Annotated in this window: 10 protein-coding genes; 5 read left to right on the top strand and 5 right to left on the bottom strand. The window is 69.1% G+C overall.

Annotated features, from left to right (window positions below; genetic code table 11):
• Positions 1-6 precede the first annotated feature (6 nt).
• Both ACIP6N_RS26225 and ACIP6N_RS26220 read right to left on the bottom strand, forming a co-directional pair.
• Positions 7-3,222 (bottom strand): discoidin domain-containing protein, encoded by a 3,216-nt coding sequence (locus ACIP6N_RS26225; RefSeq protein WP_401819450.1) that lies wholly within the window; start codon positions 3,220-3,222, stop codon positions 7-9.
• A 232-nt stretch (positions 3,223-3,454) separates the two neighbouring features.
• A complete protein-coding gene (locus ACIP6N_RS26220; protein ID WP_401819448.1) occupies positions 3,455-6,058 on the bottom strand; it encodes a PA14 domain-containing protein in 2,604 nt (867 codons plus the stop codon).
• Positions 6,059-6,263: 205 nt separating this feature from the next.
• Here ACIP6N_RS26220 and ACIP6N_RS26215 point away from each other — a divergent pair, with 205 nt between their 5' ends.
• The 5 genes from ACIP6N_RS26215 to ACIP6N_RS26195 all read left to right on the top strand — a co-directional run bounded on the left by ACIP6N_RS26215 (position 6,264) and on the right by ACIP6N_RS26195 (position 12,027).
• The gene (locus tag ACIP6N_RS26215) at positions 6,264-7,289 is read left to right on the top strand and encodes a LacI family DNA-binding transcriptional regulator (protein ID WP_401819447.1); all 1,026 of its coding nucleotides are present in this window, start codon (positions 6,264-6,266) and stop codon (positions 7,287-7,289) included.
• 159 nt (positions 7,290-7,448) lie between these two features.
• Entirely contained in the window at positions 7,449-8,540 is a 1,092-nt protein-coding gene (locus ACIP6N_RS26210; protein ID WP_401819445.1) for an ABC transporter substrate-binding protein, read from the top strand.
• A 1-nt stretch (position 8,541) separates the two neighbouring features.
• Positions 8,542-10,056, top strand: coding sequence for a sugar ABC transporter ATP-binding protein (locus tag ACIP6N_RS26205; RefSeq protein WP_401819444.1), 1,515 nt, complete (start codon positions 8,542-8,544; stop codon positions 10,054-10,056).
• The gene (locus ACIP6N_RS26200; protein ID WP_401819442.1) at positions 10,049-11,011 is read left to right on the top strand and encodes an ABC transporter permease; all 963 of its coding nucleotides are present in this window, start codon (positions 10,049-10,051) and stop codon (positions 11,009-11,011) included. Before ACIP6N_RS26205 ends, ACIP6N_RS26200 begins: the two co-directional genes overlap by 8 nt.
• Before the next feature lie 35 nt (positions 11,012-11,046).
• Complete coding sequence (locus tag ACIP6N_RS26195; protein WP_401819582.1) at positions 11,047-12,027, top strand: ABC transporter permease; 981 nt, start codon at positions 11,047-11,049, stop codon at positions 12,025-12,027.
• Positions 12,028-12,271: 244 nt separating this feature from the next.
• Here the strand turns inward: ACIP6N_RS26195 and ACIP6N_RS26190 are convergent, their stop codons facing one another.
• From ACIP6N_RS26190 to glgA, 3 genes are all read right to left on the bottom strand, one after another.
• Positions 12,272-12,802 (bottom strand): GNAT family N-acetyltransferase, encoded by a 531-nt coding sequence (locus ACIP6N_RS26190; RefSeq protein ID WP_401819441.1) that lies wholly within the window; start codon positions 12,800-12,802, stop codon positions 12,272-12,274.
• 875 nt (positions 12,803-13,677) lie between these two features.
• Positions 13,678-14,895, bottom strand: coding sequence for a glucose-1-phosphate adenylyltransferase (glgC, locus tag ACIP6N_RS26185; protein ID WP_401819439.1), 1,218 nt, complete (start codon positions 14,893-14,895; stop codon positions 13,678-13,680).
• 11 nt (positions 14,896-14,906) lie between these two features.
• Positions 14,907-16,085 carry a glycogen synthase gene (glgA, locus tag ACIP6N_RS26180; protein WP_401819438.1) on the bottom strand — a complete coding sequence of 393 codons (1,179 nt, stop codon included), beginning with the start codon at positions 16,083-16,085 and terminating at the stop codon, positions 14,907-14,909.
• Positions 16,086-16,488: the final 403 nt, after the last annotated feature.

Below are 16,488 nucleotides of genomic sequence, written 5' to 3'. Positions count from 1 at the left end.
ATTCCGTCACAACTGGCTTGGCAGCACGGACAGGTGGACGACCCGTGCGTCGCGGGCGCGTCGCCCCTCGACGCTCAGGGCCACGTACCGGGCGGTGTCCCGCACCCGGAGGACAGCGTCGCGGCCCTTGGCCGTGAGCCTGCCTGCTGCCCGGTAGGACAGGCCGTCGGCACTCAACTCGATGCGGGCAGAGGGGACATGACCGGCCGTCCACGCCACCTTGATCTCGCCGACCGGGATCTGGGCACCGAGGTCGACCACCATCCGGCCGTCCGGTCCCGGGATCCAGGACGTGTGCGGGTCGCCGTCGACCACCGCCGACGGTTCCGACATGCCGGGCGGCAGCGGAGCGGTCGGGAACGTGACGCATCCGAGCGCCGCGTCCGCGAGCGGATGACGGGGAGCGCCGGGCACGGACAGCCGCTCGGTGCGGCCCCGGCGGACGGCGGCGTGGACGGTCCGGCCGCCCGGTGTGGTGACGACGAGCCGGCAGGACGGCCCGGTCAGCTCGACGGTGGCCGCGTCGATCACGTCCGCGCGCAACCCGGCCGGCACGCGTCCGCCCGTGTCCGGACCGAGGGTGAAGCGGACCGGTGCCACCGCAGCGGAGGCGGCGTCGAGTTCGGCGTGGAAGTCGGTGCCGTCCGAGGTGATGGTCTGGGTGCCCGCGTAGAGGCGGATCGCGCGGGGGTCCTGCGGTACGGAGACCGTGGTGCTCACCGCGTCGGCGGAGAGATTGAAGAGGCTGAGATGTTCTCCCGCGGTGCTCGCCCGGACGGCCTCGTGGTCTGCCCGGGGAGCCTGGCGGGCGGCCGCCGCCTTCACCTCGGACGGGGCTCCGGAGGGGACGCCCTCCACGAGCACCGGTTCGGCCGGACCGTCGGAGAGGATGACCGTATCGCCGTAGACGGCGAGCGGATTCTTCGCACCCCGTACGACGAGTCCGGCCCGGCCGTCGACGGAGATCCAGCCTCCGGTGCTGGTGAGATCGGCGTCCGGCCAGCGGGCCAGGTCGGTCCAGGCCGCCTCGCCAGGTCCGTCGGGCCCGTCCGGTTCGCCGGTGGCACCCTGGATCACGTAGGCGCGTCCCGCCGCCGCCTCCCACCGCAGGGTGACACGGTCGAACTCCCGCTCCTCGCCGAGGTCGACGGCGATCCAGCTGTCCGCCCTGGCCCGGTCGTCGCGGGAGACGGCCCAGCGGGTGTCGAGGTCGCCGTCCACGGCGAGGGGCGCGCCCTTGTCGGTGTCGGCGGAGGACGCCGTGGCGGTGGCGCCCCGCGCGAGGTCCGTTCCGTCGGCGCCGTCGCGGATCTCGATCGCGTAGAGCGAGTAGCCGTACGCCGGATCCGGGCTGATCCCGCGCATCCGCAGCTGCCTGAACGAGGCCCGGGAGAAGGTGATCTCGTCGGTGCGGCCGGTCGCGGACGGCGCGGGAGCGACGGCTCCGGCGTCCTGGGCGGCGACGGTGACCTCGCCCTCGGCCGTGGTGTACGTACGGCTGCCGTCCAGGCCCGCGATACCCGGCATGGTGACATTGCGTACTTCGACGTGGCCCTCGCCGGGCGCGGTGCCACTGGTCGCGTAGACGACGGCACCGGACGGCAGTGTCGTGAATCCGGCGAATCCGGTGGGCAGAGTGAGGAGTGTGGCGCTGCCTTCGAAGCCGTCGCGCAGCTCGCTGTACGTGACCACCGAGCGGGCGGCCGGCTCACCCGTGGTGCCGGGCAGGAACATGGGGGTGGCGCCGCTGAGCGCGAACAGCCAGTCGTCGTGGGCGGGTTGCCAGGCGAACTTCACGAAGCCCGCCTTGCTGACGGCGGCGGCCCAGGCCGCGGGCGACTGGTGTGCCAGCAGCCCGGGGCCCGCGCCGAAGTCCTTCACACCACTCGCCCGCGCGAAGAGTTCCCGGTCCGTGAGGGGGCGTACGGGCGTGCCGTGCGCGGCGCGCCACTCGTGCAGCAGGTAGCTGATGGCGATCTCGGCTCGGGCCTCCGGCTCGTACTTGGGCTCGCCGGAGAACTTGGCCAGCCGGTTGACCGGCGGGTACGCCTGGTACGCGTCGAGGCGTTCGGCCAGCGCGGCCTCCGCGCGGGCGGCGGCGCGGTCGCCGAGCACCTGGGCGAGGAAGGCGAGCGGGATGACATCACGCCCGTACAGGTGCTCGCGGTCGTTGACCATCGGCATCAGGGGTTCACCGGCGTCGCTCATCACGGTGAGCAGGGTCTCCCAGAGCGGTCCGGCGTTCGGCTGGGCGGTCAGCACCTCGGGCATCGGGCTGCCCGCGGCGATGAAGTGCGCGGCGTTACGGCCCGAGGTGCGCCACAACTCGGCCTGGTAGTGCGGACCGAAGGAGCCGTGGTTCTCCACGATGAACGTGTCGTACAGGTTCTGGGCGGTGTTGTCGCTGACCGGAACTCCGTCGACACGGGCCGGGTTGACGCGGTCGGCCGCGGGCAGTCCGGCCTCGTTGCGGCTCCAGCGGCCGAAGGCCTCGCTCCACGCCGGGTGACGCGGGTCGTCGCCGGCCCAGGCGAGACCGGGGGCCAGCGCCTGCGCGTAGACGCCCATTTCCTCCAATTTGGTGTCACCGATGTAACCGCCCCGAAGACCGTTCGGTGTCCAGTCGCCGGAGGCCGGGTCGTCGCCCGTACCGAGGCCGGTGGTGTATTCGGCCTGCGCGCGCACGATCGTGTCGATGTTGTCGCGCGTCGGGGCGTCCAGCTGGCCCCAGAGCAGGTGTGCGGCGAGGACGAAATACAACTGGAAGGTGGTGTCGAAGAAGAGGGTGCGGCCCCATTCCGTGCCGCCGGTGAGGCGGTTGGAGGCCGCGTAGTGCTTGATGGAGGCCAAGGTCCTCACACGCAGGGTCTCTTGGCTGATTCCGGCGAGTTCCGCGTCGTAGGTGCCGCGGGTGAGCAGGAGGGCGTGGCCGAGAACGACGGCGAACCCGGAGTCCGTGGCGGTGTAGCAGCCCCTGGCCTCGTCCCACTGGGTCTCCGACCACCGGGTGTGGGTCAGCAGGACCCGGTAGTAGGTCCGCGCCACATCGTCGGGAGCGGACGGGCGGTGACCGGTGGGAACGTGCTCGTCCGCGCCGTCACGGGTGCGGACGCCGGCAGCGGCGGGAACGGCCAGGGAGAGTGGCGCTGCCGCCAACCCCATTGTGATGCCTGCCAGTTGGGCGAAGCTGCGCCTGCTCGGCTCGGCCGGGGAGTGGTTCACGCGGATGCGCCTCCTGGAATTCACCTTGGACAACGTTGTCAAGGCCCGGCGGTCATTGTTCGTAGGTGTCACCGACCGCGTCAAGAGCGCCGGCACAACTCGTCCCGGCGGAGGAAGCAGATCCGGTCCCCTCGCGGCGCGGGGAAACCCCGGACGACCCGGACGGGCCAGACCGCCCAGGACGACCCCGGTCCGCCTGGGGAGAGGCGGACCGGGGCGGCGTCCGGCCGGGTCAGGAGCCCGCGCACTCCATCGTGGCCGGGTGGGACGCGTCGCGGATCAGCGCGTCCTGCGCCTTCTTCACCCGCTTGACGTCGGGCTTCATCACCTTGCGGTCGTAGGTGAGCAGGCCGTTCAACTCACCTTCCACATCGGTGATCTGGGTGTAGACGGCGCCGTTGCTCCCCTGGCAGGCGAGCGCGCGGACGTTGTCGAGCTGGGCCAGGTACTCGTCGGTGTACTTGTCCTGGTCGACCGCGATGTACGACTGCTGAACGGCCCAGGCATGACCGGGAACCGCGAGCCCGAGCCCGCCGTACTCACCGCTGACCAGTGCCCGCTTGCCGTCCGGGTCGGGCAGCGCCGGGCTCGGATAGCCGTGGGCGTCGGCGATGTCACCCGTACCGCCGTCGACCGCACCGCAGCAGTTGAGCCCGCTCATGTTGTTGATCAGCCGTGTCGGGTCCCAGGACTTGGCCTGGTCGGCGACGCGTTTCTGGTCGTACTGACCCCAGCCCTCGTTGAAGGTGACCCACATGATCACCGAAGGGCTGCTGCTGTGCTGGTCGATCATCTGCTTCATCTCGTGCTCGTACTCGGCGCGGGCGGCCGTGTCCGGGTTCACGTCGTTGTTCATCGCCGGCATGTCCTGCCAGACCAGCAGTCCGAGCCGGTCGGCCCAGTAGAACCAGCGGTCGGGCTCCACCTTGATGTGCTTGCGCACGGAGTTGAAACCGAGGTCCTTGTGCGCCTTCAGGTCGAAGGCGAGCGCCTCGTCCGTCGGCGCGGTGTTCAGTCCGTCCGGCCAGAAGCCCTGGTCGAGCGTGGCCATCAGGAAGGTCGGCTTGCCGTTGAGCACGGTGCGCGGCACGCCGTCGATCTTCTCCACCGCGATGGAGCGCATACCGAAGTAGCTGCCGACCTCGTCGCTGCCCGCCTTCACCTCGAGCCGGTAGAGGTGGGGGTCGTCGGGCGACCACAGGTGCGCGTGCGGGACGGGCACGGACAGCGCGACTCCGCTGCGGCCCTTCGCCGTGCCGACCTTGCGCTTGCCGTCGTACGCGGTGGCCGTGACGGGCACGCCTGCGCGGATCCCGCGCACCTCGACGGCGAGCTTTCCGCCCGGCACGTCGGGAGTGAGCTTGAGGGAGTCGGCGTGGTCGGCCGCGACCGGCTCCATCCACACCGTCTGCCAGATACCGGACGACGGGGTGTACCAGATACCGCTCGGGTCCAGGCGCTGCTTGCCCATGGGCGGGTTCTCGCCGTTCGCGGCGTCGGTCGGGTCGTAGACGCCGACGATCAGCTCCTGCGTACGGCCGGGCTTCAGCGCGTCCGTGACGTCGGCGCTGAAATGGTCGTAACCACCCTTGTGTTCCGCGACCTTCTTGCCGTTGACGTACACCTCGGACTGCCAGTCGACGGCGTCGAAGTTGAGCCGCAGCCGCTTGCCTTCGCCGACCTTCCAGTTCTTCGGGACGGTGAAGGTACGGCGGTACCACATGCGGTCCTCGTGCCGTTCGAGGCCGGAGAGCTGGGACTCGACGGGGTACGGGACGAGGATCTTCTCGCCCAGCGTCCTGCCGACCGGCGGACGCTCCCCCGCCTTCGCCGCGGAGAACTGCCAGGAGCCGTTGAGGTTCTGCCAGTTGTCACGCGTCAGCTGCGGACGCGGGTACTCCGGGTGGGCGTTGGTGGCGCTGACGTCGTCGGCGAAGTCGGTGCGCAGTTCGTACTCCGACTGGTTGGGGCCACTGGACCAGAAGGGGTGGACGGCCTTGCCGTCCTGCCCGTTCAGGCCGCCTTCGCCGTCGTAACGGACGTCGGCGAGACCGGAGGCGCCGCCGCCCTTCTTGCCGACGACGGGCTCCTTGAGCGCGACGTTCAGGCGGTGGTCGTCGGCCGCGTCGCGGGTGACGTCGCCCAGCGGCCAGGCGGCGCCGCCGATGACGGCCTCAAGGTGAGCGGCGACGCCGGCGGGCGGAGGCGCGAGCTTCTGCGCGAAGTCCAGCGCGAGGGTGCGCCCGTCCTTCCCGACGGTGGCGGCGATGGCGCCGTCGTACGCGAACCCGTCGGGCAGCCGGAACACGGACTGCGGGACGGGTGCCTTGGCGGCGCCCGGCGGGGTCCACTTCAGGTGGAGGTCGGAGCCTCCCTCGTGCTCGAAGTACTCGACCTTCACGTCATAGGCCCTGCCGGCGGTCAACTCAACGGGCTGGGAGCTCTGTTCCACCTCCCAGTCGTCGGTCCAGTGGTCGATGGCGAGTTCGCCGCCGATCCAGAGCCGGAAGCCGTTGTCCCCGATCATCGAGAACGTGTGGGCACCGGTGGTCTCCGGGACGATCTTCCCGGTCCAGCGCACGGAGACGTCGTCCGCCTGTCCGGTGGCGGCCTGGAGCCTCGGCTCCAGTGTGTCGAAGTCGATGTCCGGGTCGAATCCCGTGGCCTTCAGCTCGTCGAAGTCGAAAGCGCCGGGGCCCGACTGGGTGAAGTACTCACCCTTCAGTCCATGAGGCTCGACCGGGTCGTCCGCGGCCGAGGCGGGCGACACCACGGCGAGTCCCGCGGTGCTCAGGACTGCGGCGAGTAGCAGGGCCAGTTTTCTCCCGATGCGCACAAATCCTCCTTGCTGCTGACCAGCCCGTCAGGGGTGGCGGCTCGTAGCGTCAGTCTGTACAACGTTGGAAGGGACGGCAGTTGGCATGACAGCACGGCACTCCGCCGACTGTCCAGGGTCCTGACATCACCAGGTCGGCAGCCCTGTATAACGTTGTACAAAATGGGCACGGCGGCTCATGCGGCCGCCTCGGAGGGGGAATGCGATGAGCGTCAGCCTCAAGGATGTCGCGGAACGCGCGGGCGTCTCCATCAAGACGGTCTCGAACGTCGTCAACAACTACCGGCATGTGACGCCCGCGATGCGCACCCGGGTCCAGCAGGCCATCGACGAGCTGGGCTACCGGCCGAATCTGACCGCCCGCCACCTGCGCAAAGGCCGTACGGGCATTATCGCGCTGGCCGTGCCCGAGCTGGAGAACCCGTACTTCGCCGAGCTGGCCGGCGCGGTCGTCGACGCGGCCGCCGAGCACGAGTACACCGTGCTGCTCGATCACACCGGCGGCCGCCGCGAGCGGGAGATCCTGGTGAGCCAGGGGTTTCGCGCCCGGGTCATCGACGGGCTGATCCTCAGCCCCATCGAGCTGGAGACGGAGGACCTGCTCGGCCGCGACCACGACGCGCCACTGGTGCTGCTCGGCGAGCGCGAGTACGACCTGCCGTACGACCACATCGCGATCGACAATGTGGCGGCGGCCCGGGTCGCCGTCCGGCATCTGCTCGGTCTCGGACGGTCGAGGATCGCGTTCCTCGGCGCGCGCACCGACCGCGTGAACGAGCCGTCCCACCTTCGACTGCGTGGCTGGCGGGCGGAGTTGGCCGAGTGCGGGCTGCCGGCCCCCGACTCGATGGTGGCCCCGACCGGCGGCTGGGACCACGCGGACGGCGCCGCCGCGATGGCACGGCTGCTGGACTCCGGTGAGCTGCCGGACGCGGTCTTCGCGTACAACGACCTGATCGCCATCGGGGCCATGCGCGTGCTCTCCGAGCGGGGACTGCGGGTGCCGCAGGACATCGCCGTGGTGGGTTTCGACGATGTGACGGGCGGCCGCTACGGCGCTGTGACGCTGACGACGATCTCGCCCGACAAGCAGACCATCGCGCGGCTTGCCGTACGGTCGGTCGTGGAGCGTCTGCTGGGCACCGCCGAAGGGCCTCTGACCTCGGGCCCGCGCGAACTCCGCGCGGATTTCCGGCTGGTGGCGCGGGAGAGCACACTCGGCAGGCGGTGAGCGCGCCATGACGAACCGTTATGGCGCAAAGGGTTTACAGGGGTCCGTACAACGATGTAAAAACCCTTCCGAACGACCGCGCAGACCAGCAGGCCGTACGAGCCCGACCCCCCGTGAGCGCTCCGCGCGCCGGGGCCGCGCCGAGATGGGGTTTTTGCCATGATGTCCTCCGTCGCCCGCCGTACCACCACCACGACCGTGCTCGCCGCGAGTCTTGTCGCCGCGCTCGCCCTCTCCGGGTGCGCGAAGTCCGAGGACGACGCCTCCGGCGACAAGAGCACCTCGGCCGGGGACAACGCGGGCCAGGTGGTCGCCACCCCGAGTGCGGGAAACCGCGAGACCTGCACCGTCGACCAGTTCGGCGGTAAGAAGATCGACCTGTCGACCGCGACCGTCGGCTTCTCGCAGTCCGAGAAGGAGGCCAACCCCTTCCGGATCGCGGAGACCGCCTCCATCAAGGCCGAGGCGAAGAAGCGGGGGGTCAAGCTCCTGGCCGTCAACGCCCAGACGCAGTTCTCCAAGCAGATCAGCGACGTCCAGGACCTGATCGCCAAGGGCGCCGACCTGCTGGTGATCGCCCCGCTCAACTCGGACGGCTGGGGGCCCGTGCTGCGCACCGCCGCCGCCAAGAAGATCCCGATCGTCACCATCGACCGGAAGATCAACGCGGCTCCCTGCAAGGACTATGTGAGCTTCATCGGCTCCGACTTCATCGAGCAGGGCAAGCGCGCCGCCGACCAGATGATCGAGGCGACCGGCGGCAAGGGCAAGATCGCCATCCTGCTCGGCGCCGCCGGGAACAACGTCACCACCGAACGCACCAAGGGCTTCAAGGACCGGCTCAAGGACAAGGCCCCTGATCTGCAGGTGGTGTTCGAGCAGACCGGCGAGTTCGCGCGGGAGAAGGGCCAGCAGGTCACCGAGCAGCTCATCCAGTCGAACCCGGACATCACGGGAATCTACGCCGAGAACGACGAGATGGGTCTCGGCGCCGTCAACGCCCTGAAGGGCGCGGGCAAGAAGGCCGGCGCCGTCAAGATCGTCACGGTCGACGGCACGCGCAACGCGGTCCAGCAGATCGTCGGCGGCTGGATCTCCGGAGTCGTGGAGTCCAACCCGCGGTTCGGACCGCTCGCCTTCCAGACGCTCGACGACTTCAGCAAGGGCCAGAAGGTCTCGCAGAACGTCGTCATCCAGGACGGTGCGTACACCTCGGCGAACGCCAAGACCGACCTCGGCAAGGCATTCTGACGTGCTGTCGGTCACCGGCCTGACGAAGAGCTTCCCCGGTGCCCTGGCTCTCGACTCCGTCGATTTCTCGGTGGGGCCCGGGGAGGTGCACGCCCTGATCGGTGAGAACGGCGCCGGGAAGTCCACGCTCATCAAGCTGCTCACCGGGGTGTACCGGCCCGACGCGGGCGAGATCGTCCACCAGGGCGAGCCGGTGCACTTCAACACACCGCTGGAGGCCCAGCACGCCGGGATCTCCACCATCTACCAGGAGGTCAACCTCGTCCCGCTGATGAGCGTGGCGCGCAACCTCTTCCTCGGCCGCGAGCCGCGCGGCCGGCTGGGTCTGATCGACTTCCGCCGGATGCACCGGGAAGCGCGGGAGGCCCTGAACACACTGGGGTTGCGGGTCGACGTGCGCCGTCCGCTGCGCTCGCTCGGTGTCGGCGCCCAGCAGATGGTGGCGCTGGCGCGCGCGGTCTCGGTCGACGCGCGCGTCGTCATCATGGACGAGCCCACGTCCTCGCTGGAACCGCGGGAGGTGCGCACCCTGTTCGGGGTGATCAGGATGCTCAAGGAGCGGGGCATCGCGGTGGTCTACGTCAGCCACCGTCTCGACGAGCTCTACGAGGTGTGCGACACCGTCACCGTCCTGCGGGACGGCAAGCGGGTCCACACCGGCCCCATAGCAGCACTCGACCGGCTGCGTCTGGTGTCGCTGATGCTCGGTCGCGAGGTGGGTGAGGTACGCAGTGAGGGCGTCACCAAATTCACCGGCGGCCATCACAGTGGCGACGAAGCAGTCCTGGAGGCACAGGACTTGACGATCCGTCATGTCCTGCACCAGGTAACGGTACGCGTGCGTCCCGGCGAGGTCGTCGGCCTCGGCGGTCTGCTCGGCTCCGGCCGCAGCGAGACCGCCAAGGCCATCGCGGGCGCCCTCGCACCCGACTCCGGCCGGGTGGTGGTGGCGGGCGCTCCGGTACGTACCGGGTCCACGCCCGCCGCCATCAGGGCGGGGATCAGTCTGCTGCCCGAGGACCGCAAGGCGGAGGGGATCGTGCCCGGCCTCTCCGTGCGGGAGAACATCGCTCTGGCGGCGCTGCCCGGGCTCTCCCGCTTCGGCCTGGTCGACGACGCCAGGATCGACCGGCTGGTGGACACCTTCATGAAGCGGCTGCGGATCAAGGCGTCGGGGCCGCACCAGAAGGTGGGCGAGCTGTCCGGGGGTAATCAGCAGAAGGTGCTGCTGGCCCGCTGGCTGGCCATGGAGCCGAAGGTGCTGCTTCTGGACGAACCCACCCGGGGCATCGATGTCGGCGCCAAGGCCGAGGTGCAGCGGCTGATCGACGAACTGGCCCGCGACGGGCTCGGGGTGGTGCTGATCTCCTCCGACATGGAGGAACTGATCGAGGGATCCGACCGGGTCGTGGTTCTCAAGGACGGCGCTGTGGTGGCGGAGTTGACCGGAGGCGAAGTGACGGAGGAACGGCTGCTGCACGCGATCGCCTCGAAGGGCGGGGACGACCATGACTGACCTGGCACTGCGGCGCGTGCCCGCCGACCGCGAGCGGGCGCTGAAACTCCTTCAGGAGTACGGCGTTTACGTCGGTGTGGCCGTCCTGATCGTCGCCAACGTCGTGTTCACCCCGCACTTCCTGTCGACGGAGAACTTCCGCACCCAGGCCGTGCAGGTCGCGCCCGTCCTCATCGTGGCGCTCGGCATGGCGCTGGCCATCGGCAGCGAGGGCGTCGACCTGTCGGTGGGGTCCGTGATGGCCCTGTCGACGTCGCTGCTCTCGCTGTACCTCGGGTACGGAGTGTGGATCGCGCTGATCGTCGCGGTCATCGGCGGAGTGGTCGTGGGCCTCGCCAACGGCTCACTGATCGCGTTCATCGGCGTCCAGCCCATCGTGGCGACACTGGCGCTGATGGTGGCGGGACGCGGGATCGCGCTGGTCCTGCTCCCCCAGCTGAAGGACGTACGGGACCCCGGCATGGCCTCGCTCGGCTCGGGCGATGTGCTCGGCATCCCGTATCTGGTGCTGATCGCGGCCGCGTTGGCGCTCGCCGTCGGATTCACCGTACGGCGCACGACGTTCGGCCGGCAGCTCCTGGCGATCGGTGACAGCCGTCCCGCCGCGCAGCTGGCGGGACTCCCGGTGCGCCGGGTGCTGATCCTCGTCTACATCGTCTCCGGTGTGCTCGCGGCGATCGCCGGTGTGCTGGCCACGGCCAGGCTCCAGGCCAGCGACCCGACGTCACTGGGCACACTCATGGAACTCTCCGCGATCACCGCCGTGGTGGTCGGCGGTACGCCACTGAGCGGCGGCCGGATCCGCATCGGCGGCACCGTCGCGGGCGCCGTCCTCATCCAACTGCTCACCGCCACACTCATCAAGCACGATCTGCCCCCGTCCTGGACGCAGATCGCCCAGGCCGTGGTGATCGTGCTCGCCGTGTACGCGGCACGGGAACGGGGGAAGCGGTGACCACCGCACAGACCGAGGCGACCAACTCACCCGCGCTGGAAGAGGAACCACTCGGCGCGAGCCGGGCGGAACGGCTCAGCGCACTCGCCCAGCAGCACGGCGCGCTGGTCACACTGATCCTGGTGGTGATCGCCGCCTCCGCGAGCTTCGACACGTTCCTGACCGGGGACAACCTGGAGAACATGGCGGTGTCCTCGGCGTTCCTCGCCGTGGTCGCCCTCGGCATGACCTTCGTCATCATCACCGGCGGGATCGACCTGTCGGTGGGCTCGCTGTTCGCACTCGGCGGGGTGCTCGGCGCGTGGGGATCGCAGTACGGCACGGCTGTCGCGCTGCTGCTGCCCCTCGTGGTGTGCGGGCTGATCGGCCTGGTCAACGGGGTGTTGATCGCACGGGCCCGGTTGGCCCCCTTCATCGTGACACTGGCGGCGATGCTGCTGGCGCGCGGTGTGCTGCTCGCGGTCACCGACGAGGGTTCGAAGACCTACCTGGTCGACGAGAAGTCCTTCTTCGCCCACCTGGGCCAGGACACACTGCTCGGGATCGGCGTACCGGTGTGGATCACGGTCGCGCTCTTCGTACTCGGCGCGGTCGTACTGCGCCGCAGCCGCTTCGGACAGTACGTGTACGCCGTCGGCGGCAACGAGGACGCCGCGGCGCTGATGGGCGCCCCGGTGGCTCGTACGAAGATCTCGGTCTACACCCTCTCCGGAGTCTGCGCGGGACTCGCGGGCGCCCTCAACGCGGCCTGGCTGGTCTCCGGCGTCACCATCCTCGGCACCGGCATGGAACTGGAGGCCATCTCCGCCGTGGTCATCGGAGGCACCCTGCTGACCGGTGGCTTCGGCTTCATCAGCGGGTCACTGGTCGGTGTCCTGCTGCTGAAGGTGATCCAGAACATCATCAACCAGATCGGGTCCCTGGACTCGGCCTACCAGCAAGTCGTCAGCGGCGCGTTCCTGGCGGTCGTCGTGATCGCCCAGACCTGGCTGGGCCGGCGCCGCCGCATGCTCTGAGTCGCCACAGAACGCGGGGAGGGCCAAGCCCAGGCCCTCCCCCGTCCAGGCACGCGGTGGCACCTGGGAGGCGCTGTTGTGCGCGATGTTGCCCCAACCCTGAGCCTTCTGGGGCCGCTCTCCGGGTCTGCGCCATCACCTGCCAGCTCAACCTCCGCTCCTGCCGGCGCGGCGTCGCCGACCAACAAGTCGGCCCCCGTCGATCATCGGTCTTGAAGACAGAAGATCAGGCGGTGGCCACCGCCTACAGAGTGATCCAGTAGCGGCGTTTGAGGCCCGCGTCAGTCGTGCGGGCATCTTCCAAGACGCCACCGTTGCCCTCAATGCTGCGCGCCGATCCGATGTTGTCGTCGTCGCAGGTGACGAGGACACGCTCCAATCCGAGCGCGCGGGCCTCGGACAGAACCGCCCCAAGGGCCCACGTGGCCAGGCCGCATCTCCGGGCGGAAGGCCGAATGCTGTAACCAATGTGCCCACCGACATCGAGCAGAAAGGCGTTCAGATAGTGCCGTAGATCGATAGCTCCCAGATAGCTGTCGCCCTCGACGATCCACCAGTGGGTGGCATGGACACGCCCTTCTCCCAAAGCAATCGACGTGTCCGCCTGCTGCTTCAGCTGCTCGACCCAGTCCGAGAAAACCTCGGGGCTGCCGAGGTCGGCTTCGGGCGCAAGACGCAAGCCGGTTCCGTCCTGGTGGGCACCGGGAGGCCACTCGTCACGCGCCTCGAGCCACGAGGACCGGAGTCGAACTGTGGGTGTGATCAGTTCAGGCATACCAGCGAAGGTAACACTCGCTCACCTGCTCCGATCAGGCATTTTCACTGGGCCGAGCCCATAACTGCTCGCGCCTCACACCGCATGGCGCGTGATCATCTCCGGCCAAGGTGCACTTTCACACGGCCCGTCAGGTTCCGGACGCGGTACGAAAGGACACCGCTGGTACGACTGGGGGACGGTCTCCATGACGACAGGTGATCCGACGGGCCATCTCTTACGCCCATTGGTGGGCTGGTCAACCGCGCCACTCGTGACAAGACCAGAAAGGCAAACGGAGTTGGGGGGCAGGAACTGGCAAATCATCTCCAGTCCCGAGCTGGATGCCGGGGCCTGTGCGACCTACCCCCCATAGCCGCGAGTCCCTAACGATCTCCGTCCGGCCAACACACTGCACCATATCCAAAGCCACTGACAACACGGTCGTTCCACAGCCGAATGCCATGCAGCGCCTTTGCGACAGCCGGCCCGGGTGTCCGGCCACGCCACCGACAAGTATTCACGGGCCGGCCCTCAGGTTCGTTCCAGGCGATCAAGCTGTCATACGCTCCAGGACATGCACGGCACCCTGACGGAGCACGCCCGATGCCTCTACGCGGATGAGTTCCGACCGACGCCCGAGTGCGAACTCGAGCACGGCAGCACTACTTCGTCGAGAAGCTGACTTTCGCCGACGCGGATTCGATCCTCGCCATGCTCCGTGAGCTCTGTCCGTACGTGGTCGATGGCCAGCTGCCGTAGCGGTTCGGAACCTGCCCTATGAGTACTTGTCAAGATCTGGTGATCGGGGCCCCTGGTTCCCGGGCCACATCCGTGGGCCGACCGGCTGCAGCGGTAATCCCGGACACGCAGCCGTCCGCACCCCGACTGAGTGGTCAGAGGACCGTCTGCCCCTTGCCCAGGGCGATGACCCCGTTCTTGGAGACCGTGTACAGCTCCTCGTCCCGTCCGGGATTGACACCGATCGTGGCGCCCGCCGGTACGTCGACGTTCTTGTCGAGTACCGAGCCGCGGACCACCGCTCCGCGTCCGATCCGTACGTTGTCGTGCAGCACGGAGCCCTGCACGACCGCGCCCTCCCCCACCACCACGCCGGGAGACAGCACCGACTTGGTGACCTGGCCGCGGATGACGCAGCCCGGGCCGACGATCGACTCGCTCGCGATGCCTCCGGCGACGAACCGCGCGGGCGGGAGCTGGGGCGAGTGGGTGTAGATGGGCCAGAGTCTGTTGTGCAGGTTGAACACCGGACGGTTCGAGATCAGGTCCATGTGCGCGTCGTAGTACGAGTCGAGGGTGCCCACATCACGCCAGTAGCCGTGCTCGCGGTCCGTTTCGCCCGGCACCCTGTTGTCGTCGAAGTCGTAGACCTGGGCCATGCCGCGCTCGGTGAGCATCGGCAGGATCGAGGCTCCCATGTCGTGCGCGGAGCTCTGGTCCTCTGCGTCCTGGTTCAGGGCGTCGATCAACACCTTGGTCGTGAAGAGGTAGTTGCCCATCGAGGCGAAGACCTGATCGGGTTCTCCCGGCAGGCCCGGCGGGTCGGCCGGCTTCTCCAGGAACCGTTCGACCTGGACCCCGTCGCCGGCAGGCGTGATGACACCGAAGGCCGACGCCTCCGAACGCGGCACCCTGATTCCGGCGACGGTGACACCCGCGCCGTTGTCGATGTGCTGGTTGAGCATCTGCCGCGGGTCCATCCGGTACACGTGGTCGGCGCCGAACACCGCTATATAGTCGGGCTGTTCGTCATGAACCAGATTGAGGGACTGCAAGATCGCGTCTGCGCTGCCCAGGTACCAGCGCGGCCCGAGCCGCTGCTGCGCGGGCACCGGTGTCACGTAGTTCCCGAGGAGACTGGACATCCGCCAGGTGGTGGTCACATGGCGGTCCAGGGAGTGTGACTTGTACTGCGTCAGCACGCAGTTGCGCAGGATGTCGCCGTTCACGAGATTCGACAGCACGAAGTCGACGAGGCGATACGTACCCCCGAAGGTCACCGCTGGTTTGGCCCGGTCCGCGGTGAGCGGCATCAGGCGTTTGCCCTCGCCACCTGCCAGTACGATCCCGAGCACCGAAGGTCCACCGCGCATGGCCGCTCCCTCTATGAGGACGTGAGAAGGTCCTGGTACAGCTGATGCGTACGGCGGGCCACCTGATCCCAGCCGAACTCACGTACCGCTCGTTCCCGGCCTGCCGCTCCCATCCGGGCCGCCGACTCCGGGTCGTCCAGAACCCGGTTCAGCGCCTCGGTGAGTCCCGACTCGAAGGCCTCGGGGGCGCGTTCGCGGTAGGGCACGAGGAGTCCCGTACGCCCGTCGTCCACCACCTCGGGAATGCCACCGACCGACGAGGCGACCACGGCGGTCCCGCAGGCCATCGCCTCAAGATTGACGATGCCCAGCGGCTCGTACACCGATGGGCACACGAACACCGATGCGTGCGTGAGGAGTTGGACCACGTCAGGACGTGGCAGCATCTCGGGGATCCAGAACACACCGTCACGGGTCCGCTTCAGCTCGTCCACCAGCTCGCGGAACTCCCGCTCGATCTCGGGGGTGTCCGGCGCCCCGGCACACAGCACCAGCTGAGCGTCCGGTTCGAGCGCGCGGGCTGCCCGCAACAGGTGCGGGACGCCCTTCTGGCGGGTGATGCGGCCCACGAAGAGAACGTAGGGACGGCCGGGGTCGATGCCGATCCGCTTCAGTACGGCGGTGTCGTGGTCCGGCCGGTACAGGCGGGTGTCGATGCCGTTGTGCACGACGTGCACACGGTCGGGGTCGAGCACCGGATAACAGGCGAGGATGTCGGCGCGCATCCCCCGCGACACGGCGACCACCGCGTCCGCCGCCTCGATCGCCGTACGCTCGGCCCAGCCGGACAGCGCGTACCCACCGCCCAGTTGCTCGGCCTTCCAGGGGCGCAGCGGCTCCAGCGAATGAGCGGTCATCACATGCGGGATGCCGTACAGCAGCTTGGCGACGTGGCCCGCGAGGTTGGCGTACCAGGTGTGGGAGTGGACCAGCTCGCGCCCTTCGAGCGCGGCGGCCATCGCGAGGTCGACGGAGAAGGTACGCAGCGCGTCATTGGCGCCGTCGAGGTCCGGGGCGGGGCGGTGGCGGGTCACTGCGGAGCCGGGGGTATCGGCGGTGTCATGCTCGCCCCAGCAGTGGACCTGGAGGTCGGTCAGCGCCCGCAGCTCCCTGGCCAGGAACTCGACGTGCACACCGGCTCCGCCGTAGACGTCCGGCGGATACTCACGAGTGAGCAGTCCCACCTTCACGCGGTACCCCCGGTCGTCGTACGTCGGTCGCGGCCCTCACATGGTCACCCGTAAACGCGCTGTGGGGAAGACCACCCGCGCCGGTCGGCGCATCTCGCGGACGCTCTTGGAGCGGGGTCGTCGTGGTTGCGGTTGTCGCCGGACCGCGCGGGCCGCCGTGGCCGGGGCATTGCGGGTGCGCCGTCCGGCGCGGGATCGCCGTCCCGTGCGGGCCAGGCAGTGTTGCGGTCGTCGCCGGTTCCGCGCGGGCCGCCGGGGGCCGGCGTGCTGTAGCTGGTGCTGGTGCCGGGTTCCGCGCGGGCCGCCGGGGGCCGGCGTGCTGTAGCTGGTGCTGGTAACGGGTTCCGCGCGCGCCGCCGTAGGCCGGCGTGTTGTGGCTGGTGCTGGTAACGGGTTCCGCGCG

Origin of the sequence: Streptomyces sp. NPDC088725 (genome assembly GCF_044751305.1) — a bacterium.
GTDB lineage: Bacteria > Actinomycetota > Actinomycetes > Streptomycetales > Streptomycetaceae > Streptomyces.
Note: the sequence above shows the minus strand (reverse complement) of the source record. Positions and strands in the feature narration are given on the sequence as shown.